The organism is Siphonobacter sp. SORGH_AS_0500 (assembly GCF_031453245.1).
Lineage (GTDB): Bacteria > Bacteroidota > Bacteroidia > Cytophagales > Spirosomataceae > Siphonobacter.
In genome coordinates this window covers 2,853,437-2,879,542 of record NZ_JAVIYT010000001.1, presented here as the reverse complement: position 1 = coordinate 2,879,542, position 26,106 = coordinate 2,853,437, and the positions used below count along the sequence as shown (strand labels likewise).

Genomic DNA, 26,106 nt, shown 5'->3' with positions numbered 1-26,106 from the left:
TTGTCAATATGCTCAGTTATCCCATTTATCCTCTGGCCCGACTAATCTATGTCATTACCTGTATCTACTCCGGGAATCCGTACCATCCCTGCCGCCCGATTGGTGGACTTCAATCCACGTAATCAGATGGGAAAAGATACGGAAGAATCGTTGCAGTTATTATTTAAGGAAAATCCCAAAAAGGGTTGTGAGGCACTGTTTAAGCAATATTATGCGGCCTTGTGCAGTCATTCGGTTCGGCTGGTATACTCGAAGGAAGTTGCTGAGGATATTGTTTCAGAAGTATTCTGCAAATTCTGGAGCGACCGGGTCTATGAAACAGTAACGACTTCATGTGTAGCGTATTTGTATCAGGCTGTTCGAAACCGCTCCTACAATTACCTTCGCTGGGAACTCCAGAAAGCTCGTCAAAGCACCGACTCCCATGAATTAGCCGTAGTAGCGTACGAGCCATCGCCCGCTGAAATGGTGCAGTTTGACGAGCTTCAACGCAAAGTTGAGCAAACGATTGAGCAACTTCCCTCGCAGTGTAAGCGGGTTTTTCTGTTAAGCCGCTTTGAAAATCGCAAATATCAGGAAATCGCGGAAGAACTTCAGATTAGCATTAAAACCGTCGAATCGCACATAAGCAAGGCCTTAGCTACCCTCCGTTTCGTTCTCAAAGACGAATGGATTGGGTGTGTTCTTCTTGCCCTGCTTACCCTTTAAGGTTTTTGTCCCATCTCTATCATTCGTTTCAACTTATGCAACCGATTACCCGCGTTCAATTGATGGACTACCATGCCGGGCGAGCTACGCCCCTGCAAGTTCGTCAGGTAGAAGAATGGCTTCAGCAGCCCGAGAATCGAAATCTATTTTACGAGACCCTTCATGAATGGGAAAGCGGAAATCTTCAGTATCAGGCTGATACCGAAGATGCTTTTAAGAAATATCAGGAGTTCATGGAGCAGGGCGTTCGTCCGGTTGTCGTTGAAAAGAATCCTAATCATTTCTGGTCCTGGAAACCCTGGCTGGCCGCCGCTGCTGTGCTGGTGGTTTGCTCCGGCTGGTTTTTTCGGGACGAGCTTCAATATAAAAGCTACCAGACGGCTTACAGTGAAATAAAACCGGTGGTATTACCCGATGGAAGCCAGGTAATACTCAATGCCAATTCTACCCTCAAGTACCCACGATTTGATTTTGGAAACGGCCCCCGAAACGTAATCCTGAGCGGAGAAGCTCGCTTTTCGGTAGTACACACCAAAGACAACCGCCAGTTTGTAGTAAAGACCAACCGGAATCTGGATGTGGAAGTGGTAGGAACTGAGTTCGTAGTGTTTAACCGCAACCGGGGCACCCGAGTGGTATTAATGAAGGGAAAAGTACAGCTCAACTTTCAGGAGCAGGGGAGAAAGTTAACGATGAAACCTGGCGATCAGGTAACCTTAACTGCCGTGGGGGCTTACGAACTAAAAAAACAGAGTAAACCCGAAACGCTGGCGGCCTGGACTCACCATCGGTACGTGTTTACGGATACTTCGCTGTCAGAAATCGCGGAGTTAATGAAGGAAAATTACGGCTTCGAAGTAAAAATTCCCGATCAGAATCTGGCAAAACGGCTGGTAACCGGAGATTTTGTTGCTAAAAACGGCAATGAATTACTGCACGTGCTGGAAGTAATGCTACGCCTCAAAATTGAACGTACGGGTAAAACGATTACCCTAACCGAGAAAAACTAACACTACCTCTTGCATATATTATCTATGAAAAAATCACTACCCCTGTGTCTCTGGGCGGGTTTGGCGATGGCTCCGGGATTAGGGAGCTCCCAGACCTTTGCCCGAGCCGAAACCCTGCGGCAGGAAACGAAAAGTAAATTACCGGCGTATCGGTCGTTAAGGAAAGCCTTACAGGACATCAAAACGAATTATAAAGTTGATATTCTGTTTGAAAACCGCACGGTGGATCACGTATCCATTCCCATTGAACGCCTCAAGGGCCATGCGTCGGCTGAACAAGCATTAAAAGCCATTCTGACTCCGGTAGGGCTGAGCTTTCAGAAAATGAAGGAGAAGTCCTACATTATCATTCAGGAAGAAAAAAATGTACAGTCGGCTTCTCCCAATACGTCCTTTGTACTGCCGCCAATCAATGGGGTTTCGCCCCTGTTATCCCTGCGGCAAACCAGCCCAGCGGCGGATATTCCGGTGCGGGGAACCGTGCGGGATGAAGCTACGGGTGAAGGCTTACCCGGCGTAAACGTGATTGTAAAAGGAACTTCCAAAGGAGCCACTACCGATGCAACCGGAGCATTTCGGCTGGACGTTCCTGATGGAAATGCAATCCTGATTTTTTCTTCGGTGGGGTATCAATCGCAGGAGCTAGCAGTAGGATCACAAACGATTCTGAACATTACCCTGAAAAACAGCGATCAGGCTCTGAATGAAGTGGTAGTGGTGGGATACGGTGAGCAGAAGAAAGAGTCCATTACCGGGGCCATTTCAACCATTACCAGCAAAGATCTCGAAAAAGTACACGGGGGTTCGACGGTCAGTAGCGGCCTGGCGGGGAAGATTCCGGGAGTAACCTTTCGGATGAATGACGGTCGGCCCGGCTCTAGTGCCAATATCCAGATTCGGAACATGGGTAACCCTTTGTACGTAATCGACGGAATCCAGAAAGATGCGGGGCAGTTCAATAACATTTCACCCAACGACATTGAAAGTATTACCGTATTGAAGGATGCGTCGGCGGCCATTTATGGAGTTCGGGCGGCAAATGGTGTGATTGTGGTCACGACGAAACGCGGAAAAATGGGCAGCTCTAATACGATAAATGTTGATGCCTACACGGGTTTTCAAAACTGGACGCGTTTTCCGAAAACGACGAATGCCTATCAGTGGATGCTGGGAAAGGCCGATGCAGAAATGAACCAGTATGGACGTACCGACATCACGCAGGAGGAACTAAACAAGTGGCAACAAGGCACGGAAACGGGGTATAAAAGCTTCGACTGGTTTAAGTACATTGTCAAAAGAAACGCTCCGCAGTATAACTTCAACATCAACGCAACGGGCGGTTCGGATAAAATCAATTACTACATCTCGGCGACGCACCTCTTCCAGAATTCAGTATTAGGCCGGGAATTTACTTTTAAACGAACCAATATTCAGAGTAACGTTGATGCCCAGATTACCAATTCGCTGAAAGTGGGCGTACAGATCAATGGTCGGATTGAAACGCGGGATAACCCCGGCGTTCCGGGGGCTGATGATTATTGGGCTCCTCGTTTTGCCTTGTTCCGCAACCGTCCCACCGAGCGTCCTTTTGCCAATGATAACCCGGAATATCTGAATGACATCGGGCATAATGATACCAACTGGGGCTTATTAAATAAAAATAAATCAGGGTATTGGCGGGAAGACTGGCGGGTACTACAAACCAACTTCGTCGGCGAGTATCGGTCACCCATCAAAGGCTTGACGGCAAAAGCCACGTATTCGTATTACTTCGCGGATCGCCTGATGAACGGCCATGAGTACACGTACGATGCCTACACTTATTACAAAGACACCGACAAGTACGTTCGAACGGGTGGAAGTACAAACCCCTGGCGGGAGCGGGGCACCCGAAAAATCCTCGAAAACGTAACGCAGGGACAGATTAACTATCAGAACAGCTTCGGCAAACATAATTTCGCAGCCACCTTCGTAGCGGAACGGATTGCCCGTCGCGAACTCGACGTATGGGTACACTCAGTACCTCAAACCAATGAGTTACCCCTGCTGCAATTTGCCGACATGGATACCTATAACGATAGCGATATTCAAACGGCCCGGGCGGGTTACATTGGTCGGATTAACTACAATTATCAGAACAAGATTTTCCTCGAAGTGGCCGGACGGCGGGATGCGTCCTACAAGTTTGCTCCTTCCAAACGCTGGGGTTTCTTCCCCTCTGTCTCGGGTGGATGGCGAATCACGGAAGAGCCATTCTTCAAGGATTTAACGGGTGGCGACCGGGTATTAACGAACCTGAAGCTTCGGGGTTCGTACGGGGCTCTTGGGGATGACGATGTAGGGATCGGTGATTTTGATTATGTATCGGGCTATAACTATGGTTCTTCAACGGTAATTATCGATGGTCAGGTCATTAAAGGCTCACGTGATCGGGGTGTTCCCATTACTAATATCTCCTGGTTTACGTCAAAAATCCTGGATTTGGGTCTGGACTACACGCTTCTGAACGGAAAATTCAGCGGCTCGCTCGACTACTTTAACCGGAAACGTTCGGGGTTACGCGGTCGGAAATATGACGTACTTGTTCCTTCGGAATTGGGTTATGGCTTGCCGGACGAAAACGTAAACAGCGATGCCCAGATTGGCGGCGAAGGTTCGCTGTTTTATAGTACCAAATTCAATGAAGTAAACTTTACGATTGGCGGTAACCTGTCGTACTCTCGCCGCAAATTTCTGTCCTCTTATAAACCCCGCTGGAATAACTCCTGGGATTATTACCGCAACTCTAGTGAGAACCGCTTCAATGATCTTTACTGGGGCCATCACGTGATCGGTCGGTTTGAGTCGCTGAGCCAGATTGCCGAATACGGGGTAAATATTGATGGTCAGGGAAATAAGACCCTGTTACCCGGAGATTTGATTTATGAGGATACCAACGGGGACGGCGTGATTAACGATTCCGATATGCGTCCGATTGGGAATGGCGTAGGAGCTAACCCTACGATTAACTTCGGTCTGAACCTGCAACTGGCCTGGAAAGGATTCGATTTCACGGCTGACTTCTCGGGTGGATCGGGTTATTCCGTGGTTCGTAATTACGAGTTACGCACGGCTTTCCAGAATGGTGGAGCTTTACTGAAAGATTTCTATGAAGATCGCTGGCACCGCGAGAATCCCTTTGATCTGAACAGTGCCTGGGTGGCCGGAAAATACCCCGCTTTACGCTTCAACGACGGCGGTCATAGTAATAACCGGGCTTCTGATTTCTGGCTCACCAACGTAACCTATCTGCGAATGCGTACGATGGAACTGGGGTACTCGGTACCTCAGCGAATCCTCGAAAAAGTGAAGGTGAAACGGGCTCGGGTTTACCTGAACACCTATAACCTGTTCTCGATCGATAACCTGAGAAAAATCGGTATTGATCCTGAAATTACCGAAGAAAACGGTCTGGCTTATCCTCAAAATAAATTCGTCAACGTCGGAGTGAATCTCTCACTTTAATCTGCTGACTATGAAAAAGATACATTACGTAAGTTTCCTGGTGCTGATGTGGGTAGGCTGGTCCTGCAACGATCAGAAGTTTCTGGATAAAGACCCTACAAACATTCTGACCAACGATAAAGTCTGGCAAAGTCCAAATCTGGTATTAACCGTTCTGGTGGATTTGTACGACCGTTACCCAGAAGTGCAGAGCACCGAAAAATGGGTGGAATATGCCAACTTCGACGAGGCCTTTGCTTCGAGTGCGGGGGAGTATTACCGTCATAAAAACCAAGAGTATAACTACGACTGGTGGAATTACTGGGATTACGGCTACCTGCGAGAAATGAACCTCTTTATCCAGAAATGCACGGCAGCCACCCAACTGGACGAAGCCAGCAAAAAGCGTTTTCTGGCCGAGGCCCGTTACCTGCGGGCGTCATTTTACTTCGAGGAGGTAAAGCGAATGGGTGGCGTACCGTTAATTCTGGAGCCTTTGCAATACGATTTCAGCGGCGATCCAACCTACCTGCAATACGCCCGATCCAAAGAATCAGAGATTTACGATTTTGTGATTTCGGAAATGGAAGCCATTAAAAACGACTTGCCGAGCGATCCCAATATTAAATCCAGGGCTACGAAAGGACTGGCGTTGGCTACGGAAGCACGGGCGGCTTTGTATGCGGGTTCGATTGCCAAATACGGCGTGAACACGCCACAGGTTGCTTTACCCGGCGGAGAAGTAGGAATTGAAGCGAGTAAAGCCACGGCTTATTTTCAGCAGTCGTTGAAGGCTTCGGAAGAGTTGATCGCGTTAGGACAGTATGCGTTATACCTGAAAAAACCGACGGATTTATCGGATAATTTCGCCAGCTTATTCACCGATAAATCGAATAATGCCGAAGCGATTTTCGTGAAGGATTTTAAACTCAAAAGCGGAAAGACTACCGACTGGACGATCATCAATCAGCCTCGTTCGGTAGCGGAGGAGCAGCAGGGTGGACGCCTGAATCCTTCACTAAATCTGGTGCAATCCTTTGAAAAGCTGGATAATACGTTTGCTACCTATGGGTATACCGATGCCAGCGGAGCGAATCGTTACTTTTCCAATCCACTCGAATTATTCGCGGGCCGTGACGCTCGGCTGGCCGGAACGGTGATTCTGCCGGGAAGTCAGTTTAAAGGAAAAACCGTTGACATCTGGGCGGGGTATCTGTTAACGAATAATACGGTTATCTCAGGAGACAATTTTGGGGCTCGGAAAGTATTACCCGGCAAAACGATTGAAGAACAAGTCGTTGGTTTCGACGGCCCAATTGACGGGCTGGAGTTCAGTGCTCAGACGGGTTTTTACGTACGAAAATACCAGGACCCTACGGTGGGCTCGGGGCAGCTAGGTACCCGGAGTGAGGTGTGGTGGATTCGGTATCGGTATGCTGAAGTAATACTCAACGCTGCCGAAGCTGCTTTTGAACTCGGACAGAATGCCAAAGCGGCGGGTTATCTGAATCAGGTTCGCAAACGGGCTGGATTTACGAAAGACCTCGTAGCGGCGGATATTACCTTCGATCGCATCGTTCACGAACGAAAGGTAGAGTTGGCTTTTGAAAACCACATTCTCTGGGACATGAAACGCTGGCGGCTGGCTCATGTGGTCTGGAACGGTAACGCAACCGACCTGACTACACAACCCGGCGTCGCAACCGAAACCAGCACCCGCATTTTTGGTCTCTGGCCTTACAAGGTATACGCTCCCGGAACCGAGCAAAACGGCAAGTGGATTTTCAGAAAGATTATTCCTTCCAATGTAACCAATCCGCACCGCTTCCGGCTAGGTAACTATTACTCGCTTATTAGCGAAGAAATCCGCAGTAATAATCCCAAAATTGTCAAGAATCCGAATCAGTAAACGCATTCGAACGGATGAAAAAATATCTCTTTTTGTTGTTGATAGGAAGTTTAGTAACCTCCTGCAAATTAGATAACTACGATCCGCCAGCGTCGGAATTGAAGGGTCGGATCGTATACAAAGGTGAACCCATTGGCGTAGAATACAACAACGTAACTTTCGAGTTGTGGGAGCCGGGTTGGGGTAAAAAAGGCTCCATTAACGTCAACGTCGATCAGGACGGATCCTATGCCACGCAATTATTTGATGGGAATTACAAACTCATCATTCCTTCGTATCAGGGACCGTTCAAGTCCATTCCGAACGCGGAGACGAAATCGGATACCATTCCGGTTCAGCTTCGGGGTAATCGCACGATGGACATTGAAGTACTGCCTTATTACATGATTCGCAACGCAACATTTACGGGTGGGGAAAAGAAGGTTTCAACGCAATTTTCCATCGAAAAAATCATTACTGATGCCTCGGCCAAAAACATCGAAGAAGTGGCTCTTTACATTAGCAAAACCTCCTTTGTTGATGTTCGCACCAACATTGCTTCCCAGGTAATCAAAGGAGTGGATTTAAAAACTATGAACGGCATTCAGATGCAGGTAACCGTACCAACCATTACGCCTGCTCAGAATTTCGTTTTTGCCCGGGTGAAGTTAAAAGTAAGTGGGGTAGAAGACCCGATTTTCTCGGCTATTCAGAAGGTAACTTATTAACTGTTTTCCACTTCCCGAAAGCTTTGAACTTTCGGGAAGTGCCAATCTGCCAGGACCCTTTATGCACTTTTCAAACTCTACATTTTACTTCCGAATGAGTTAAAACAAGACCAATCGTGCTTTTATTAGTATCCTCTCAGAAATCGCCAGAATGTGAAGGAGTTAGTATCTTGTAAAAGCAAATAGCCCTAGCTTTTACCTTTTCTTAACCCTGATTCATCGCAGTGCTGAAGAAATAAAAGCCGTTTTACATTCCTCTTAAACACTAGTTAGTCTCGTTCATGCGGAAGTTACCTCAATCCCTCAAACGTAAAAGTCTCCTCCTCCTGGCACTGGCTGGGGCGGCCTTTGGAGCCGAAGCTCAGAAAACCAGCTCTGGTAACCCCGTTTTTCCTGGCTGGTATGCCGATCCCGAAGGCATCATTTTTGGTAAAAATTACTGGATTTATCCTACCTATTCGGCTCCTTACAACAAGCAGGTGTTCATGGATGCGTTTTCTTCACCCGATTTAGTGAACTGGAAAAAGCACCCGAATATCATTGATACCAGCTCGGTAAAGTGGGCGAAGCGAGCCCTATGGGCCCCATCCATTATCGAGAAAAAAGGCAAGTATTACCTGTTTTTTGGAGCAAACGACATTCAGAATGATCAGGAAAAGGGGGGAATTGGGGTAGCCGTAGCCAACAAGCCTGAAGGGCCATTCAAGGATTATCTGGGTAAGCCACTCGTGGATAAATTTCACAACGGAGCACAACCCATCGATCAATTCGTTTTTAAGGATAAAGACGGTGAATATTACCTGATTTACGGTGGCTGGAAACACTGTAACATTGCTCACCTGACGCAGGATTTTAAGGGATTTATTCCTTTTGAAGACGGCAAAACGTTCAAAGAAATTACGCCTGCTAATTACGTAGAAGGTCCCCTTATGTTCATTCGTAACGGGAAGTATTACTTCATGTGGTCGGAAGGTGGCTGGACGGGACCAAACTACTCCGTGGCTTATGCCGTGGCCGATTCTCCGTTCGGACCCTTCGAACGCGTTGGGAAGGTGCTTCAGCAGGACCCTAAAGTAGCGACGGGAGCGGGCCACCACTCGGTTATTCAGCGGCCCGGAACGGATGAGTGGTATATTATTTATCACCGTCGCCCCCTCAGCGAAACCGATGCGAACCACCGCGAAACCTGCATCGAACGGATGTATTTCGACGAAAAAGGCATGATTCAGCCCGTGAAGATCACCTTCGAAGGCGTTCAGAAACAGACAGTTAAGTAAGGTTTGATGGAATTTGAAAACTGGTTTGAGTGTTTGATGGGGTTTGACTAACGAACCGCTAGTTAACATCCCCTCCGACGCTCAAATCCCATTAGACAATTTCAAACCTTTCAACCTATCTCAAACCTCATCAAATTAGATCAACCTTCAAACTTTCTCAAACCATTTCAAACCTCTAAACTTTTATGAAAAAACGTTTTCTCCTGCTGGCCGCTTTGGCTACGCATGGCTGGGTACAGGCTCAGGTAGGCCGGGCACCCGCGTATCCCCTCATCACGCACGATCCTTATTTTAGTGTTTGGTCAACAACGGATCAGTTAACGTCTTCACCTACGAAGCACTGGACGGGTGCCGATCAGCCTTTGTTCGGCGTGTTGACGGTTGACGGCGTGAATTATCGTTTTCTGGGTCAGGAAGCCAAGGGCTACGACGCCATTATTCCCACGGCTGATGAGGAAGGCTATGCCGTGAAATATAGTGAAAGCGAACCCAAATCAGGCTGGAATACCGTGAATTTTTCGGATAGCGACTGGAAGACTGGCAAAGCTCCGTTCAGCGACGATAAAAATCACGCGGCTACGCACTGGGATAGCCAAGATCTTTGGACGCGTCGGACCTTTGATCTAAAGCAGGTTCCGTCAGAGCAGGTTTTCCTGAAACTCCAGCATGATGATAACATCGAAGTGTATCTAAACGGCGAGAAAGTGTATTCGCATAAGGGCTGGATTCATAAGTTCAATTACATCCCGCTCAAGTCAAAACTGAAAGCTGGTAAAAACGTACTGGCGATTCACATTGCTAATACCGCTGGTGGAGCATTTTTGGATGCAGGTTTAGTGAAAGAAAAGGTCTCGAAAGAGAAGGTAATCATGCAAACGGCTCAGCAGAAAAACGTTGAGTTCTCGGCTACGCAAACTAAGTATACCTTCGCTTGTGGTAAAGTAGATCTGGACGTAACCTTCACTTCACCCTTGCTGCTCAACGATTTAGATCTGTATGCTCGTCCAGTTACTTACGTGACCTATCGCGTAAAAGCGAACGACGGAGCTTCGCATCAGGTGAATTTCTACTTCGGAGCATCGACTAATCTGGCTACGAACGTACCCACACAAGCGGTAACGGCTACGGCGGCTTCCACGAATGAATATACCGCTCTGAAAACCGGAACGAAAGAACAACCAATTCTGAAAAAACGCGGCGATGACCTCCGCATTGACTGGGGTTACTTCTACGTAGCGGCTCCGAAAAATAATCAGGTGGTGCAAACGGTTAGTGCGATGCCTTCCCTGAAAGGTCAAAAATCGTCTATTAGCGAAGGAAAATCATTATTCCTGAATACGACGGTAAATCTGGGTTCGGTAAATTCCATGCCGAAGGAGCAATACCTGATGGTGGCTTATGATGACGTAGAGTCAATTCAGTACTTCGGCCAGAACCTTAAACCCTGGTGGAAAGAAAGTGGATCGACGATTGAAAAAGAGTTATCCAAAGCCATTTTGGAATACCAATCGGTGATCGAGAAATGCGAAACTTTTGACAAGCAGATGTTTGCCGATGCTAAAAAAGCGGGTGGTGAAGACTATGCGAAACTTTGTGTATTGGGCTATCGTCAGTCGGCAGCGGCTCACAAACTGGTGAAAAGTCCTAAGGGAGAAACGCTGTACCTCTCGAAGGAAAATTTCAGTAATGGTTGTATCAACACGGTTGATGTAACGTATCCTTCCGCTCCTTTATTCCTGCTGTATAAGCCTGAGTTACTAAAAGGAATGATGAATGGAATTTTTGAATATAGCGAAAGCGGAAAGTGGAAAAAACCTTTCGCCGCTCACGATTTAGGAACGTATCCTTTAGCAAACGATCAGGTCTACGGCGAAGATATGCCCGTAGAGGAATCTGGTAACATGCTGATTTTAACGGGTGCGATTGCAAAAGCCGAAGGAAACGCAGCATACGCCCGAAAACACTGGAAAACACTGACCACCTGGGCTGAGTACTTATTAAAAGACGGTTTTGATCCCGCTAATCAGTTATGTACGGACGATTTTGCGGGTCACCTGGCTCGGAATGCGAACCTTTCCGTAAAGGCGATTGTCGGTTTGGGTTGTTATGCCATGTTAGCTGAGCAACTGGGAGAGAAAGAAACTGCCGAGAAGTTCCACAAGAGTACCCAGGAAATGGTACAGAAATGGATGCAAATCGCGGATGATGGCGATCATTACGCCCTGACTTTCGACAAAAAAGGGACCTGGAGTCAGAAATATAATCTGGTTTGGGATAAGGTATTAGGCTTGAAACTATTCCCTAAATCGGTGTATGACAAAGAGATTAAGTATTACCTGACGAAGCAGAATTCTTACGGTTTACCACTCGATAGCCGTAAGACCTATACCAAATCTGACTGGATCGTGTGGACCGCTACGTTAGCGGATAATCAGAAAGATTTTAACGCATTAATCGAGCCATTACTGAAATACGCTCACGAAACGTCGTCACGTGTCCCCATCAGCGACTGGCATGAAACAACCGATGGTAAAATGGTTGGTTTTCAGGCCCGTAGTGTAGTGGGGGGATATTTTATGAAGTTACTGGAAGAAAAAATGAAGTAACTTGGAAATCGTTTGAATGAAGGATGCCAGTCTAAACAGCTGGCATCCTTCATTTCGTAGAGACGCGATTAATCGCATCTGGCTGGGGAATGCCTGATCATGAAAAGGGAACCAGCTACTTAACTTCTGCCAATTCCCGGTCATCTCGAACCAAGTGAAAGATATTAACGGCACTATGCAGCTTAGCTACGATGGAGCCAATCGTCTGGAAACGGCTATCGGACAAGACAGCTTTGGGACAACGCAGGTACGAACCTAACGTTATAGTCTGGTAGGCCTCTGGCCGATGGTAGCAAGCCTGTTTTGGTTGGGAAAAATTGTTGGCTGATCCGCTAGAAGTTCGCAGTCTACCGGCCAGAGGCCTAGAGCTAGGTAGTCACTCGGCTAGAGCCGAGCGACTGCGGGTAAATAGGAACCCTTGCTCTGCCATCTCGAACGCAGGGAGAGACCTTGTATAGAAATGAGACGGGCTTAGTTAAGTTACCGAATGGCCCAACAAGCTTGATAAAGGTTATAAGATTCTTCGCTTCGCTCAGAATGACAGATGCTGAGGATTAAGGAGTCCCCGGATTTCATCCGGGGCTACTCATATTAAACCCCGCTGGGGTTGTTGTTACAATAAAATTACGATAAATAAATCCAAAGGAGTTAAACACAGATAGCCCCGGTCTGGATGGACTCGGATGAAATCCGGGGATGCAACATTCATAAGGCTCCCTTTCACTCTCAACCACAGATTACACCATAAACTCTTTCTTGAATAGTCCCCCGAAGTGGAGAAAGGCTTTGTTACTTTTATTTAAATCTTATTTTCAAACACTCTCTAAAACCTATGAAAAAACTAGTATTGCTATGTCTGATGGCTTTGGGAACTCAGGCTCAGACGTTCACCAACCCGCTATTACCTTCGGGAGCTGATCCCTGGAGTGTGTACCATGAAGGCAATTATTACTACATGCACACCACCGGAAATTCCTTACAGTTACGCACTACTAAATCCATCACTGACCTGAAATCAGCCGCTCCGAAGACCATTTGGAAGCCCCCTGTTTCCGGCCCTTATTCTAAAGATATCTGGGCACCGGAGATTCATTTTTTGGAGGGCAAATGGTATGTCTATTTCACGGGTAATGATGGAAAAAGTGGCGATAACCGCCGCATTTATGTACTGGAAAACAGCTCACCTAACCCCATGGAAGGGGAGTGGACCATGAAAGGTAAGATGAGTGATGAAAGCGACCAATGGGCCATTGATGGGTCCGTATTTGAGTATCAGGGGAAATTATACATGATCTGGTCGGGCTGGGATCATGCGAGTAAAACCGATGAGACGCAAAATATTTACATCGCTGCTCTCAAAAATCCCTGGACGGTGGAAAGCAAACGGGTATTGATTTCTACGCCTGAGCTACCCTGGGAACGTTATTGGGATAATACCACGGCGGGCAAGCCCGGTCGGCCCGTGTATGTCAACGAAGGACCGCAGTTTCTGAAGCATGGGAATAAGGTATTTATTGTTTACTCGGCCAGTGGCTGCTGGACGAATACCTATGCTTTGGGTTTGTTAACCGCGAAAAATGGAGCAAACCTATTGGACCCTAAAAGCTGGAAGAAGAATGATAAGCCCGTTTTCGAACAATCTCAATCAAATAAGGTGTATGGAACGGGCCATAACTCTTTCTTCAAGTCGCCAAATGGGAAAGAAGATTGGTTGTTATACCACGCTAATTCCGGTCCCGATGAAGGGTGCGGAGGGAAACGGGCCCCCAGGGCTCAGAAGATCAAATGGAAAGCTGATGGAACGCCTGATTTTGGCAAACCTCTGCCCGATGGCGTAGCAATTAAAGAACCATCTAAATAAGTAATACCTGCGTTTTCCTTTGTAGGGACGCGACTTTATTGCGTCAGGCTTCCCTTTGCCGTGGTTGATGAGACACCAACCACGGCGTAAAGGTAAAAAACCGCCTCTTACCCAGACGCGATAAAGTGGATTGCCCCCGAAAAGTTAGACATTAACTGAAAGGAGCAATGCAAAAGAAAAAGAAGTATAGTTATGCCTTTAAGAAAGCAGCGGTGGAAGCGGCCAAGTCGAGTAAAGCATCGATTCACGCCCTAGCCCGAGCTTACGGTATTCACGAGTCCATGCTACGACGATGGATCGATGGGTATGAAGCCTTTGGGCCATCGGCTCTGGCATGCGTTTCGCATCAACATCGCTATTCCGAATCGATCAAAACTGCCGCCGTTGCCGCTTTTCTGACTCAAGACTTATCTTTGCGGGAAGTTTGTTTGACTTTTTCTCTTCGCTCGACTAGTGTGCTTCGGGGTTGGATTAACAGGGCCCTGGCAAATTACCCCCAGCAGAGCGATGAGCTTAACGATTTCCCCCCTATGGCTTCATCCCAATCGAGTCGAGTGCCCGCCAGTGAATACGAGCGAGTCGTTGAGGAGAATAAACGACTGCAGGCGGAGGTGGCTTACCTAAAAAAGTTACGAGCCTTGATTCAGGCCCAGAAAAAAGGCAAAAAGCCCTGATTGTGCATGAATTAAGGCCTGATTATGATCTATCGCTGCTACTAAGGGCCGCTCAGCTCGCCCGCAGTACGTACTACTATCAACTCAAAAGCAGGGATAGGTTAGGCAAGTATGCTCCCCATAAACAGCGGCTGAGCCAGCTTTATCAGCAACATCAGGGACGCTATGGCTACCGACGCCTGACCTCTGTTCTACGGGCAGAAGGCTATACGCTCAATCATAAAACGGTGTTCAAACTCTTGGGAGAGTTGCAGCTCAGAAGCCGGATTCGCCTCAAAAAATACCGGTCCTATCGGGGAGAAAAGGCTCCCACCACTCCCAACCTACTGAATCGGGAGTTTACAGCAGAAAAGCCTTTTGCCAAGTGGGTGACCGATGTCACCGAGTTCAAAGTGGGTGCTCAAAAACTGTATTTATCCCCCATACTAGATCTTTACAATGGTGAGATTGTCAGTTATGATCTCTCGGAGCGAGCCAATTTTAAACAGGTAAGTCGGATGCTGGAAGAGGCCTTAGCTAAATTGCCTGCTCCTACGAGGCTCTTGTTACACTCGGACCAGGGCTGGCAATATCAGATGAAACCCTATCAGAGAAGACTGAAAAAGCAGGGTCTGATCCAAAGTATGTCCAGAAAGGGGAATTGTCTGGATAATGCGGTGATGGAAAATTTTTTTGGTACGCTTAAAAGTGAGTTATTTTACCTTAACAGTTATGAATGTATCCAGGCTTTAGAAAAAGACATCAGGCAGTACATTCACTATTACAATCACCAGCGAATCCGTTTGAACCTACAGGGTATGAGTCCCGTAGACTTCCGCATCAACGCTGGCTTTTAAAACAACCGTCCAACTTCTTGGGGCTAGTCCAAAGTCGCGTCTCTAGGTTTTTAGAAAGAAGATTTTGCTAAAATGCTTCACCGGTGATGATGTAAAATCCTGGTCCTTCGGAGGTTAATCCCATGTCGGCCCGTAGGAAAATGTCCTTTTTAGGAAACATCAGGTAACGAAGTCCAACCCCGGCGGCATAGACAAACTGACGCACATTCAGTTGACCTAACTTGGGAGCCACGGCTCCCGCCGCGGCAAAAACGGTTCCGCCAATCCGCTTACTGAATCCGAAGGGTAACATCCGGTATTCAAGCTGGGTGGAGACCAGGTTATTGTCCCGGTAGCGACCCTGATAAAAGCCCCGCATAATCATGTCGCCTCCTAGCAATGATTTCATATTGAAGGGTACATTTCCCCACATGAAGCTTCCGTAGACCTGCCAGGCTAATACATCCCGGCGGTTGATGGGGCGAAAAACGCGGTTGTCAAACGTAATCCCATCGAAGTTATAACGACTCGCCCAGCTTTTCCGGTAGGATAAGAACGAAAGTTCGCTGAAAAGACCTTTTCTGACATTCAGCACATTATGCCGATTATCATAAACTACACTAACGCCCAGACCTAAGCTGGTAGAGCCTTCGTGACCGAGTGGTAACTCAAAAGGTTGTCCCTCCGTGGGTTGTTTAAAGCGGGTATTGTATAAATTCTGAAAATCAACCTGCGGACCAACGAAGAAGTTCTTTACCAGTTTGCGTAGTAATCGCTGCCGGGCCTGAATATACATGGCATCAACAACGGCGGGGTTATCACCGCTGGTGGCAGGTCCTGAGCCATAATAGAGCAGGGGAAAACGTTGAAAACGCGTTCGGCCTAGTAAAGCCCATTTATCCTTATCTCCATAAATGAAGTTATCGAACCAGATACCATACTGCGATTCCAGGGTAAAAAAGGTAAAGGCAGTTACTTCACTCAGTCGGTTCAGCGTATCGTTTTTTGCCTGAAATAACAACATGGACGACAGCCCAAGTTCAACACTGGTTTCAGGCGAGTAACCCATGGTGGGATAAACCCGGAAACTCGGCTTTCCAGGAGCCGTACTGTCGGTGATCATGCGGTTGATCGTCCGCCGAACCCAGGAAGGGTGCTCCTGAGCGAGTGCCATAGGAGCGGACAGCCATCCGCAAACGAAAAGCACAAAAAAGTTAGAAAAATAGAAAGTGGCCTTAAAAACGTTGCCCAAACGTTGAATGAAGTGCATGAATATCAGAACCGTGCATGAGTATGAATTGTTTTTTACTAAAAAATAGATTCCAGGCTCACGTACGGCTCTCTCTTCTGCTTAGGAAGCCTGATTGGGATTCGGCTTTGAGGTCAGGGGATCCTTCTTTTTATGAAAAGGCTTCTTGGATTTGCCGTTGGAAGATTTAGCAGGCTGACCCTTGAAATTACGTTCAGGTTTGGACTGAAATTCAGGGGCAGGGCCCAGGCCAATTTCTTCCGTAATGGCTCTTTTTTCCAGCTTTTTTTCCAGCAGCTTTTCAATCCGTAACACGCGGGGCTGATCCTGCTTGTTAATGAATGTGATGGCTGTTCCTTTGTTAGCGGCACGGGCGGTGCGACCAATTCGGTGCACGTAATCTTCGGGATCGCGGGGGACGTCGAAGTTAACGACGTGGCTCAGGTTGTCAATGTCAATACCCCGAGACAGAACGTCCGTTGCTACCAGGATAGGAAACTGCCGGTTTTTAAAATCCCGAAGCATGGTTTCCCGATCATTTTGTTCGGAGTCTGAAGAAATGCCGCGAGCGTCCCATTTCATCTTTTTCAAAGCCCGGACAATGGTATTAACTTCCGATTTGCGGGAAGTAAACAGCACCATGCTCGGCGATTCCATTGACTTCATCAGGTGAATCAGCAAAGGAACTTTTTGCTCGTCAGAAGAAAGGTAAAACTGTTGGTCAATCCCTTCAGCGGGTTTCGAAACGGCCAGATTGATTTCATCAGGCTTATTCAAAATACGCTTAGACAACTCCCGAATCTTGGCTGGCATAGTAGCCGAAAACAGAAGCGTTTGCCGTTCGCTGGGAATGTACTTCAGAATGTTCATAATATCCCCGATAAAACCCATATCCAGCATTCGGTCGGCTTCGTCGAGAATCAACGTTTTCAACTGGTCGAACTTAACGTAGCCTAGTTGCAGGTGAGCGATTAATCGGCCCGGCGTCGCAATGATGATATCGGCACCCTGCGTTAATGCTTTCTTCTGTTGTTCCCATTCGGGGCCTTTGTTGCCTCCATAAATGGCAATACTAGTGGCATCCACGTAATAACCCAAACCCTGAACCTGCTCATCAATCTGCTGAGCCAGTTCGCGGGTAGGCACTAGAATAAGGGTACTAGTTTGACCTTTCGGATAACCAGGAACACGATCAATGACGGGAATGAGGTAAGCGGCTGTCTTTCCCGTACCCGTCTGAGCACAGGCTAAAAGATCAGAACCGGAGAGTATTTTAGGAATAGCCATTTCCTGAATAGGAGTGGCCTGCGAAAAATTCATGGAATCCACGGCGTCAAGGGTGTCGTCATGGAGGTTAAATTCGTAGAAATGCAAAGTATAAGGTGTTAATAGTTAACAGATTGAGGTTTCAACAATTAACTCATATAAAAACAAGATACCAGATCGGATACTACCTCTAGCTGTAAGAATAAAGTGAAAATCTCATTCAGTTGTTACAAAAATAAAAGAAATATTCGCTTTTCATAGTTTAATCAGCAGAAGTAAGCCTGAGAGGGCAAGAATTCACTGGATATTAACATAGAATGTACGCGAACGGTCAAGAATAGACAGTGTTGATTATAAAGCAGATTTTTGGGCCTGTATAAAAATGACATTTTATGATGAATCGGGAGATCGTAGGTTATGCTCTTTTCGTTAGGGAGGACCGTTGACGGTTACATTCACGTTTATTCCCCGAGCTCCTTCCAGCCGGTCATCCAGAGCGAAGCGAAGGACCTTAGCATAGGTTTGCGAATGTATGGGCCCTGTAGTAGCTTTAATCACGTCCACAGTCGCTCGACTCTAGCGGAGTGAGCGTTAAACTTTCCATTTCACTACAGGGCTGCCAGCGAAAAAGCTGGCAGCGGCGGGTTCCCAACTGCCTTGCATAAACTTACCACCTGGAGCCAAGCTCCGTTCGTTCGCGTTGTAAACGCTGACCGAACATTAATGTTTAAGGATGATCGCTCTGTTATACAGGATGAAGGAAGTTATTCGTAGAAGCCGAGATTATAACCTTAAACAGCCTCTTAAGAATAAACAAAAACCGGCAGAGCATAATCTGCCGGTTTTGTATTTCTAAGAAACGGGTACTTGGCTTATACCTCCAGCGTACCGTCTACGTTTTCAAAACTGATTTCACCTGCGTCGTCGAGATTCATCAGAATTACGGAGTCTTTACCAACCCTTCCTCCGAGAATATCCTTCGATAGGGCGTTGAGAATACGTTTCTGAAGAACCCGCTTGAGCGGACGAGCTCCGAAGTTGGGTTCGTAACCTTCCTCGGCAATTTTCTCCAGGGCTTCATCCGTTGCTTCCAGGGTAATGCCTTGTTCGAGTAACCGTCGCTGAATCTGGCGGAACTGAATGGCCACGATCTTGCGAATATTCTTGGCATTCAGAGGCTCAAACAGCACGATTTCATCAATACGATTCAGGAACTCAGGGCGAACGCTGGCTTTGAGTAACTCCATCACCGAACTCTTCGCTTCTTCTACTACCAGCGAGTGATTCCAGCCTTCATCTTCATTGAATTTATCCATAATAATCTGACTACCAATGTTAGAAGTCATGATGATGATGGTATTCTTGAAGTTGGCAATCCGGCCTTTATTATCGGTTAATCGACCATCATCCAGCACCTGAAGCATAATATTCCAGACATCCGGGTGAGCTTTTTCGATCTCGTCGAGTAACACCACTGAGTAAGGTTTCCGACGAACGGCTTCGGTTAACTGACCGCCTTCGTCGTAACCTACGTATCCTGGAGGAGCTCCCACCAGACGGCTTACCGTATGGCGTTCCTGGTATTCACTCATATCAATCCGTACGAGAGCATTTTCGTCGTTAAAGAGGTAATCGGCCAGCGTTTTCGCTAACTCCGTTTTACCCACACCGGTAGGACCGAGGAACAGGAAACTACCAATCGGACGTTTCGGGTCCTGCATGCCCGCCCGACTCCGGCGAACGGCATCCGCTACGGCCTCAATGGCCTCTTCCTGTCCGGCTACGCGTTTGTGCAACTCTTTTTCAAGGCCCAACAATTTCTCGCGTTCCGACTGAAGCATTTTGGACAGGGGAATTCCCGTCCATTTCGCTACTACCTCGGCGATGTCTTCGGCGGATACTTCTTCCTTCATCATCGTGCCTTCACTGGAATTTTCCTGCTGTTGCAGTTCGTCGAGGCGTTTCTGAGCTTCGGGAATTTTTCCGTAACGAATTTCCGCAACCTTGCCATAATCGCCGCTGCGTTCGGCTTTTTCGGCTTCCAGCTTCAGTTGGTCAAGTTCTTCGTTCAGCGTCCGAACTTCATTAACGGCTTCTTTTTCAGACTCCCAGCGAGCCTTTAACTCATTCCGGGCTTCACTTAAATCGGCAATTTCCTTACTTAATGAAGTTTCTTTATCCTTATTATTTTCCCGACGAATGGCTTCCCGCTCAATTTCGAGCTGCATTACCCGGCGGTTCAATTCATCCAGTTCTTCAGGAACCGAATCCATTTCCAGCCGTAGTTTCGCTGCCGCTTCATCCATTAAGTCAATGGCTTTATCGGGTAAGAAACGATCCGTAATGTAGCGGCTTGATAACTCTACTGCGGCAATAACGGCATCATCCTGAATGCGAACTCCGTGGTGTAATTCGTATTTATCTTTAATCCCACGGAGAATCGAAATGGCGTCTGACTCGGTAGGTTCATCAACAATAACGGACTGAAAACGACGCTCCAGAGCTTTATCTTTCTCAATGTATTTCTGGTATTCTTTCAGCGTGGTGGCACCAATGGCGTGTAACTCTCCACGAGCCAGAGCGGGTTTCAGCAAGTTAGCCGCATCCATGGCTCCTTCGCCACCGGCCCCTGCACCAATCAACGTGTGAATCTCATCGATGAAGAGAATAAGCTCGCCATCTGAATCAGTAACTTCTTTAATAACGGATTTCAGACGCTCTTCGAATTCACCTTTATACTTCGCTCCGGCAATGAGCAGACCCATGTCGAGCGAAACGATGATTTTATCTTTCAGGTTTTCAGGAACATCGCCCTGCACAATTCGTTGAGCCAGGCCTTCCACAATCGCCGTTTTACCAACCCCTGGTTCTCCTAAAAGAATGGGATTGTTTTTCGTACGACGGGAAAGGATTTGTAGTACCCGGCGAATTTCTTCGTCCCGGCCAATCACAGGGTCGATTTTACCCTGGCGGGCCAGTTCATTCAGGTTTTTGGAGTAACGTTCGAGGGAACGATACTTGGCTTCAGCATTCTGATCTTTCACGGAATTACCTTTTCCTCTTAGTTCTTTAATAGCAGTGATCAACTCTTTTTCCCTGAAACCCACTTCCTTCAGCATCGTACCAACGGCATCTTTGCCGCTGGCCAATCCCAGCAGGATCAGCTCAACACTGACAAATTCATCGTCAAATTCTTTCAGGTAAGATTGGGACTTCGTCAGGGCAGCTTGCAGGTCGTTCCCAATATAGGCCTGACCTCCGGAAACAACCGGATAACTGCTTACAATATTTTCTAGCCGACTCATCATAAGAGTCGTATTAACTGATAATTTTTTAATCAGAAAACCCATCGTGTTCGGGTCTTCTTCGAGTAATGCTTTAAGAACGTGCCCCGACTCAACGGCCTGCTGCTGATTGCCCTGAGCAATCTGGACAGCCTGTTGAATAACCTCCTGGGCTTTAACGGTATATTGGTTGAAATTCATGGCAAAAGGATGTTTTGAGTTTAGAGTTGGTGCGTTTTGAATTAGAGAGTGGTCCGACGGATAAGTCAACCAGAGCGTTAAACTAATTCAAAACGCTGAACGCTACCCTTTGGAATCAAAACTCTTTACCAAAGCTCCCTGCGTGCCTTTTTGGCTTAAGGTTACTAATAAGTATGTAAAAATGATGCCATTATGACCTAAAAACCAGAAAAAAAGACAGCCTCTTGTGAAGGCTGCCTTTACTAGATGCAGGGTTATATTCAAATTGGTAAGCTTTTGCGGGCGTATTTTTTATAGCCCCAAAATAAAGCTCCTGCAATTACCGCCAGAGAAACCAGCGTTGAGGCCGTAGAGGGAACTTTACTTTCAGTATTTTCTTCTTCCGAAGGACGTTCCATCAGTTTTCGCATCAGTTGAGATAAAAACGTATCTGGTAATAAATTTGAGGCAGCGGCCTGCGATTTATTCATCAGCCCGGACACTACTTTGTCTTTTCCGGCCATCAAGGCGTCAAAACCATCCTGAGCCACTTTCGCGGGATCTGCCGACTGAGCCTGTTTATGAGCACGGGTACCTTCAGCCCCCGCCTTATGGAAAAAGTCTGTATTCGTTGCACCAGGCAGAAGGGCGGTAACGGTTATATTGGTTTCCTTGCATTCGTTCCGTAGAGCTTCAGTGAAGGAAAGGACAAAGGCTTTTGTAGCTCCGTATACGGCCATAAAAGGATTGGGAATGACAGAAACGATGGAAGCCAGGTTCAGAATTTTTCCTTCATTGGCCTGTACCATATCATTCAGGAACAATTTCGTCAGATGTACGAGCGATACCACGTTGAGTTGGATAATGGAAAGCTCCCGATCCAGATCGGTTTCTGTCGCAAAGGCTCCGTATTCACCCATACCAGCGTTATTCACCAGTACATTGACATCAATACCGAATCCCTGTACCTCACTGTATACTTCCTGCGGGGCATTGGGCTGGGATAAATCCTTGCCAATAACCACTACGTTTTCCACGCTGAACTGAGATCGGAGATCGCTGGCAATCTCGTTAAGTCGATCTGTATTTCTGGCCACCAGCACCAGATTATAGCCATTTTTCGCGAACACTTTCGCGAGCTCGTAGCCAATACCACTGGAAGCTCCGGTGATGAGAGCAGTTTGTTGCGTTGTTTTCATATCCGTTGGTTTATCAGAATGTTAGGAAGGGAAAGAAACCATTCCAGAGGGAAGTATTCTTGGCAAAGTGCTGATTATCTGTGGTGAGGGGTCGATATTTTGGGTAAAAACAGCCTCGGTGGCTCCATTTAGCAAGTGTGGAGTATACCAGAAGGGAATGAGTGGATACTGTAATTCTGGCTAGTTAGATGGGCTACCTAGTCTGGTCTTAGATTTTTATGTTCTTTGGTGACCTTCTCAGATATGATCAACAGATAGCTATGAAACAAATCATTTTTTTGCTAGCAGCCTCCGTGTGGATGGGAGCTTGCTCTTCGTATAATAATGTCAAGACCAAAAGGGACGAAGACGCTGATTTTCAATCTTATAAAACCTACAATTTTATGGATGTCGAGCTGGAAGGAGCCCCGGCAGATTCGTCCAATTCAACGGCCCTGACCGAAATTAAAAGAGCAGTGGCTCAGGAAATGAATAATAGGGGATATAAGCTCTACGGCAATCCTGACCTGAAGATTAATATCGGATTAGTGGTGCAGGAGAAGTCCCAGACTCGCCAGACGGATATTCGTGAAGCTCCGCGTTATATTGGTCAGCGTCGGTATTCCTGGAAAAGTGAAACGGTAGAAGTCGGGCGTTATAAAGAAGGAACCCTAACGGTGGACGTGGTAGAGGCAAAAGGGAATAAACTCATCTGGCAGGCCACCGGATCGACGGTGTTGAATAAGCAAAGTCGCCAGCCTGAGAACATTGACCGGGCCGTTGCCAAGTTATTTGAAAAATTTCCTCAAACGAAGTAACCGAACACTACAAGCAAAACCCCAGCCGAGCGGCTGGGGTTTTTTATGCTTACCATTTCATTTTAATTACTTCTGAGCCTGCTAACAGATACGCCCCGGCTCCGTAAACTTCCCAGCTTTCGGCGTTAAAATTCCGACGCGGATCGGCTCCGATCGGCTGGACCCAGCCTACTTTCCCAGCGGGTGTAAGTAGGCTATTCAAGCCCGTCCAGGCTTTCTGGACGACGGGTTTAAATTTAGCTTTATCCAAAATTCCCTGATTAATACCCCAGGCCATTGCGTAGCAATTAAAGCCGGAACCGCTGCCTTCACCACCGGGAAAGGATTCAGGGTCGAGCAAACTCGAACGCCATAACCCGTCGGCCTGCTGCAAGGCCGCCAGTCGGTTACTCATCTCTTTAAACTGCGTCAGATAAAAATCCCGTTGCGGATGGTTTTTAGGTAACTCCTGCAACACACGCACCAGACCACCCATTACCCAGCCATTTCCTCGTGACCAGAAAATCTTTTTGCCATTCGCTTCCTTTTTTCCCTCGCCACTGGCATTAACCAGATACGAAGCATCACGAGCGTATAAATCTTCTTCGGTGTTATAAAGCAGATCGTAGGTCTGCTTGAAAAGCGTGTCGTTTTGAGTTAAGTAAGAAGGATCATTCAGGGTTTTGCTCAGTTTTGCTAACACTGGCGGAGCCATGAACAAGGCATCACACCACCACCAGGTAATGCCATGGCGTTTCACTTCAACGCCGGGTACCTTACGTATCTTCTGCACCGTGTCGATGGTTGCCTGAATCATACGGCGATCTTTTTTGATCCGGTACAAATCAATATACGTTTGGCAGATTGCAATATCATCAGCGTGATCATACCGATTACCGGGTAACCAATTATTACGTTCACCCATCAGCATCAGTGAATCCAGAATTCGCGACGATTTAGTAGTTTCGTAGGCGGCCATCACGCCCGCATAAAACGCCCCGTTGGTCCAGTCCGTAGCCTTATGTTTGGGATTGCTTAATTGCCAATCTGTAACTTTGAGCATGGTCTCTTTGATGTAGTTTTTGGAAAACACATCATCTTTCGGAGGTTTCTGTTCGGCGAAACTGGGGCTTGAAAGCAGAAAGCTTGCCAGTAATCCCGCGGTGAAGGATAAAAATTTCATAGATTTAGTAGTAAAGAATATCAAATAATAGGACGTTACTTCGCCTACTAAACCCTATGGCAAGGTTGCTTACTACATTCAATCCATTCGTATGCGAATTCATATTTTAGGAGCCTCGGGCTCGGGAACCACTACGCTGGGCCAGCATTTATATCAGAGAACAGGTATTCCACATTTCGATTCTGATTATTATTTTTGGCTACCCACAACGCCCCCTTTTCTGGAAAAAAGAAATCCTGATGAACGAATGGCCATGCTGAATGGAGATTTGGCTGGCTTAAAGAGCTATATCCTGACGGGTTCGGTAGTGAGTTGGGGGGAATCTATGAAATCAAAATTTGACTTGATTATTTTCTTAACCATTCCTCCTGCCATTCGATTGGAGCGATTAAGAAGAAGGGAACTGGAGCGGTATGGCGAAATCATATACACCAATCCCGAAAGAAATAAACAGCACCTGGATTTTATGGAATGGGCGGCTGGCTATGATCAGGAAAATTTCAGTGGGAGAAGTAAAATAGGGCAGGAACGTTGGCTGGCAGAGGTAACGTGTCCGGTATTACGAATTGAAGGGGACACCACGATTGAAGAACGCATGACCCAAAGTCTGGCGAAAATTGAGGAGTTATCCCGGAATGGATCGCATTCCGGGATGAGTTAATCAAGCCTTAGGATGAGCCTGGGCGTAGGCTTCTTTAAGTTTTTCGATGGAGTTATGCGTATAAACCTGCGTAGCAGCCAGTGAACTGTGGCCTAGTAGATCTTTAATGGCGTTCAGGTCGGCTCCACGGTTGAGTAAATGAGTGGCAAAACTGTGCCTTAGTACGTGAGGACTCCGTTTTTCCAGCGAAGAAACCATGGAGAGGTAACGTTTCACAATTCGCTGAATCATTACCGAATAGGCTTTATTACCGGTGTCTGACACGATAAGAACATCTTCGCAGGCCCCCTGAAAGGTGTCCGTTTTAAATTGCTGATATTGGCGAATTAATTTATATAAAGATGCAGACAGCGGAATGATGCGATGTTTATTACGTTTACCCAGAACAGTTAGCGTACGTTCGTAGGCATCAAGATCGGCATCTTTCAATCCAACCAGTTCAGATAAACGCATACCTGTACCGTACAGTAATTCCATGACCAGTTTGTCACGAACACCGCCAAAATCGTCCGGGAAGGTAATGTCATCGAGCAAAGTCGTCATCTCCTGTTCGCGAACAAAAGTGGGTAAAGTACGATCCGTTTTAAGGGCTTTAATTGATAAAGTAGGGTCGTTTAAAATAACCCGCTTCCGTAACAGAAAGCCATATAAAGCACGTAGCGTAGCAATTTTACGATTGATGGAGCGGTTGTCCAGTTTTTTCTCAGCCAGGCTGGCTATCCAGGAGCGAATCATCTGGAAATCAGCTTTTTCGGGAGCATCCAGTTCATAGCTCTCCAGTAGATAAGAAGAGAACTGTTCTAGATCTGAGCGATAGGCCGTAAGCGTGTGTTCACTCAGACGCTTTTCATATTTGATGTGCTGAAGAAAATAAGTAATCATGGCGTGCAGTTTGACAAGCACCGCAATATAGGGAAAGAAATGAGGGGATAACAAAAAAGCAACCAGAAGGCTGCCTTTTAGGGTAAGTAATGGAATGCCGAATCAAGAGTTATCTCTCAAACGTATAATCACTTACGTATCTGGGGGAAATAATATGATTAGAATTTTAGGTATGGGTTAATTCTAATCCTCTTTTTTAATAGATCTGCTTTGGGGTAATATCTGATACAAAAATGAATCGTTAAAGAATGGAATGTTAAACTGTTTCGATAAAATGCAGAATTTACCAGTTAAAAGGTTTGTAATTGATTTTTTCTGGGAAACGAAAAGCGTTTTAACTTATGCTTATTTGATAAGTAAAAGTTAAGTATTAATT

At 46.7% G+C, this 26,106-nt stretch carries 19 protein-coding genes; 12 read left to right on the top strand and 7 right to left on the bottom strand.

Annotated elements, in window-relative coordinates:
- Positions 1-48 precede the first annotated feature (48 nt).
- From QE357_RS12200 to QE357_RS12155, 10 genes are all read left to right on the top strand, one after another.
- Positions 49-708: an RNA polymerase sigma-70 factor gene (locus tag QE357_RS12200; RefSeq protein ID WP_307143258.1), complete on the top strand. Its 660-nt coding sequence runs from the start codon at positions 49-51 to the stop codon at positions 706-708.
- 35 nt (positions 709-743) lie between these two features.
- Entirely contained in the window at positions 744-1,718 is a 975-nt protein-coding gene (locus tag QE357_RS12195) for a FecR family protein (RefSeq protein WP_157830460.1), read from the top strand.
- A gap of 24 nt (positions 1,719-1,742) precedes the next feature.
- Complete coding sequence (locus tag QE357_RS12190) at positions 1,743-5,222, top strand: TonB-dependent receptor (RefSeq protein WP_309707735.1); 3,480 nt, start codon at positions 1,743-1,745, stop codon at positions 5,220-5,222.
- A 10-nt stretch (positions 5,223-5,232) separates the two neighbouring features.
- On the top strand, positions 5,233-7,110 hold the full coding sequence (locus tag QE357_RS12185) for a RagB/SusD family nutrient uptake outer membrane protein (RefSeq protein ID WP_309707733.1): 1,878 nt from the start codon (positions 5,233-5,235) through the stop codon (positions 7,108-7,110).
- Positions 7,111-7,124: 14 nt separating this feature from the next.
- Positions 7,125-7,817, top strand: a complete 693-nt coding sequence (locus QE357_RS12180) for a DUF3823 domain-containing protein (protein WP_309707731.1) — start codon at positions 7,125-7,127, stop codon at positions 7,815-7,817.
- A 281-nt stretch (positions 7,818-8,098) separates the two neighbouring features.
- Positions 8,099-9,094, top strand: coding sequence for a glycoside hydrolase family 43 protein (locus QE357_RS12175; RefSeq protein WP_106638264.1), 996 nt, complete (start codon positions 8,099-8,101; stop codon positions 9,092-9,094).
- 185 nt (positions 9,095-9,279) lie between these two features.
- A complete protein-coding gene (locus QE357_RS12170) occupies positions 9,280-11,700 on the top strand; it encodes a glutaminase domain-containing protein (protein WP_309707728.1) in 2,421 nt (806 codons plus the stop codon).
- An 832-nt stretch (positions 11,701-12,532) separates the two neighbouring features.
- A complete protein-coding gene (locus QE357_RS12165) occupies positions 12,533-13,561 on the top strand; it encodes a glycoside hydrolase family 43 protein (RefSeq protein WP_309707725.1) in 1,029 nt (342 codons plus the stop codon).
- 167 nt (positions 13,562-13,728) lie between these two features.
- On the top strand, positions 13,729-14,235 hold the full coding sequence (locus QE357_RS12160; RefSeq protein ID WP_309704884.1) for a transposase: 507 nt from the start codon (positions 13,729-13,731) through the stop codon (positions 14,233-14,235).
- A 2-nt stretch (positions 14,236-14,237) separates the two neighbouring features.
- Positions 14,238-15,071, top strand: coding sequence for an IS3 family transposase (locus QE357_RS12155; RefSeq protein ID WP_309704883.1), 834 nt, complete (start codon positions 14,238-14,240; stop codon positions 15,069-15,071).
- A 67-nt stretch (positions 15,072-15,138) separates the two neighbouring features.
- Here the strand turns inward: QE357_RS12155 and QE357_RS12150 are convergent, their stop codons facing one another.
- From QE357_RS12150 to QE357_RS12130, 5 genes are all read right to left on the bottom strand, one after another.
- Entirely contained in the window at positions 15,139-16,224 is a 1,086-nt protein-coding gene (locus QE357_RS12150) for a hypothetical protein (protein WP_309707723.1), read from the bottom strand.
- 177 nt (positions 16,225-16,401) lie between these two features.
- Positions 16,402-17,673 (bottom strand): DEAD/DEAH box helicase, encoded by a 1,272-nt coding sequence (locus QE357_RS12145; RefSeq protein WP_232793825.1) that lies wholly within the window; start codon positions 17,671-17,673, stop codon positions 16,402-16,404.
- A 321-nt stretch (positions 17,674-17,994) separates the two neighbouring features.
- Positions 17,995-18,129, bottom strand: a complete 135-nt coding sequence (locus QE357_RS12140; RefSeq protein WP_309707721.1) for a hypothetical protein — start codon at positions 18,127-18,129, stop codon at positions 17,995-17,997.
- A gap of 308 nt (positions 18,130-18,437) precedes the next feature.
- The gene (clpB, locus tag QE357_RS12135) at positions 18,438-21,050 is read right to left on the bottom strand and encodes an ATP-dependent chaperone ClpB (RefSeq protein ID WP_309707719.1); all 2,613 of its coding nucleotides are present in this window, start codon (positions 21,048-21,050) and stop codon (positions 18,438-18,440) included.
- 260 nt (positions 21,051-21,310) lie between these two features.
- Positions 21,311-22,228 (bottom strand): SDR family oxidoreductase, encoded by a 918-nt coding sequence (locus QE357_RS12130; protein WP_106638268.1) that lies wholly within the window; start codon positions 22,226-22,228, stop codon positions 21,311-21,313.
- A gap of 260 nt (positions 22,229-22,488) precedes the next feature.
- Here QE357_RS12130 and QE357_RS12125 point away from each other — a divergent pair, with 260 nt between their 5' ends.
- Entirely contained in the window at positions 22,489-23,025 is a 537-nt protein-coding gene (locus QE357_RS12125) for a DUF4136 domain-containing protein (protein ID WP_309707716.1), read from the top strand.
- 49 nt (positions 23,026-23,074) lie between these two features.
- Here QE357_RS12125 and QE357_RS12120 read toward each other — a convergent pair whose 3' ends face one another.
- Positions 23,075-24,187 (bottom strand): glycoside hydrolase family 88 protein, encoded by a 1,113-nt coding sequence (locus tag QE357_RS12120; RefSeq protein ID WP_309707714.1) that lies wholly within the window; start codon positions 24,185-24,187, stop codon positions 23,075-23,077.
- A 91-nt stretch (positions 24,188-24,278) separates the two neighbouring features.
- Between QE357_RS12120 and QE357_RS12115 the strand changes: the two genes are divergently transcribed.
- Positions 24,279-24,848, top strand: coding sequence for an AAA family ATPase (locus tag QE357_RS12115; RefSeq protein WP_309707713.1), 570 nt, complete (start codon positions 24,279-24,281; stop codon positions 24,846-24,848).
- On the opposite strand, the gene QE357_RS12110 is transcribed toward QE357_RS12115, so the two are convergent.
- On the bottom strand, positions 24,849-25,730 hold the full coding sequence (locus QE357_RS12110; protein WP_307143245.1) for a tyrosine-type recombinase/integrase: 882 nt from the start codon (positions 25,728-25,730) through the stop codon (positions 24,849-24,851). It abuts the gene before it with no gap.
- Between the last annotated feature and the right edge of the window lie 376 nt (positions 25,731-26,106).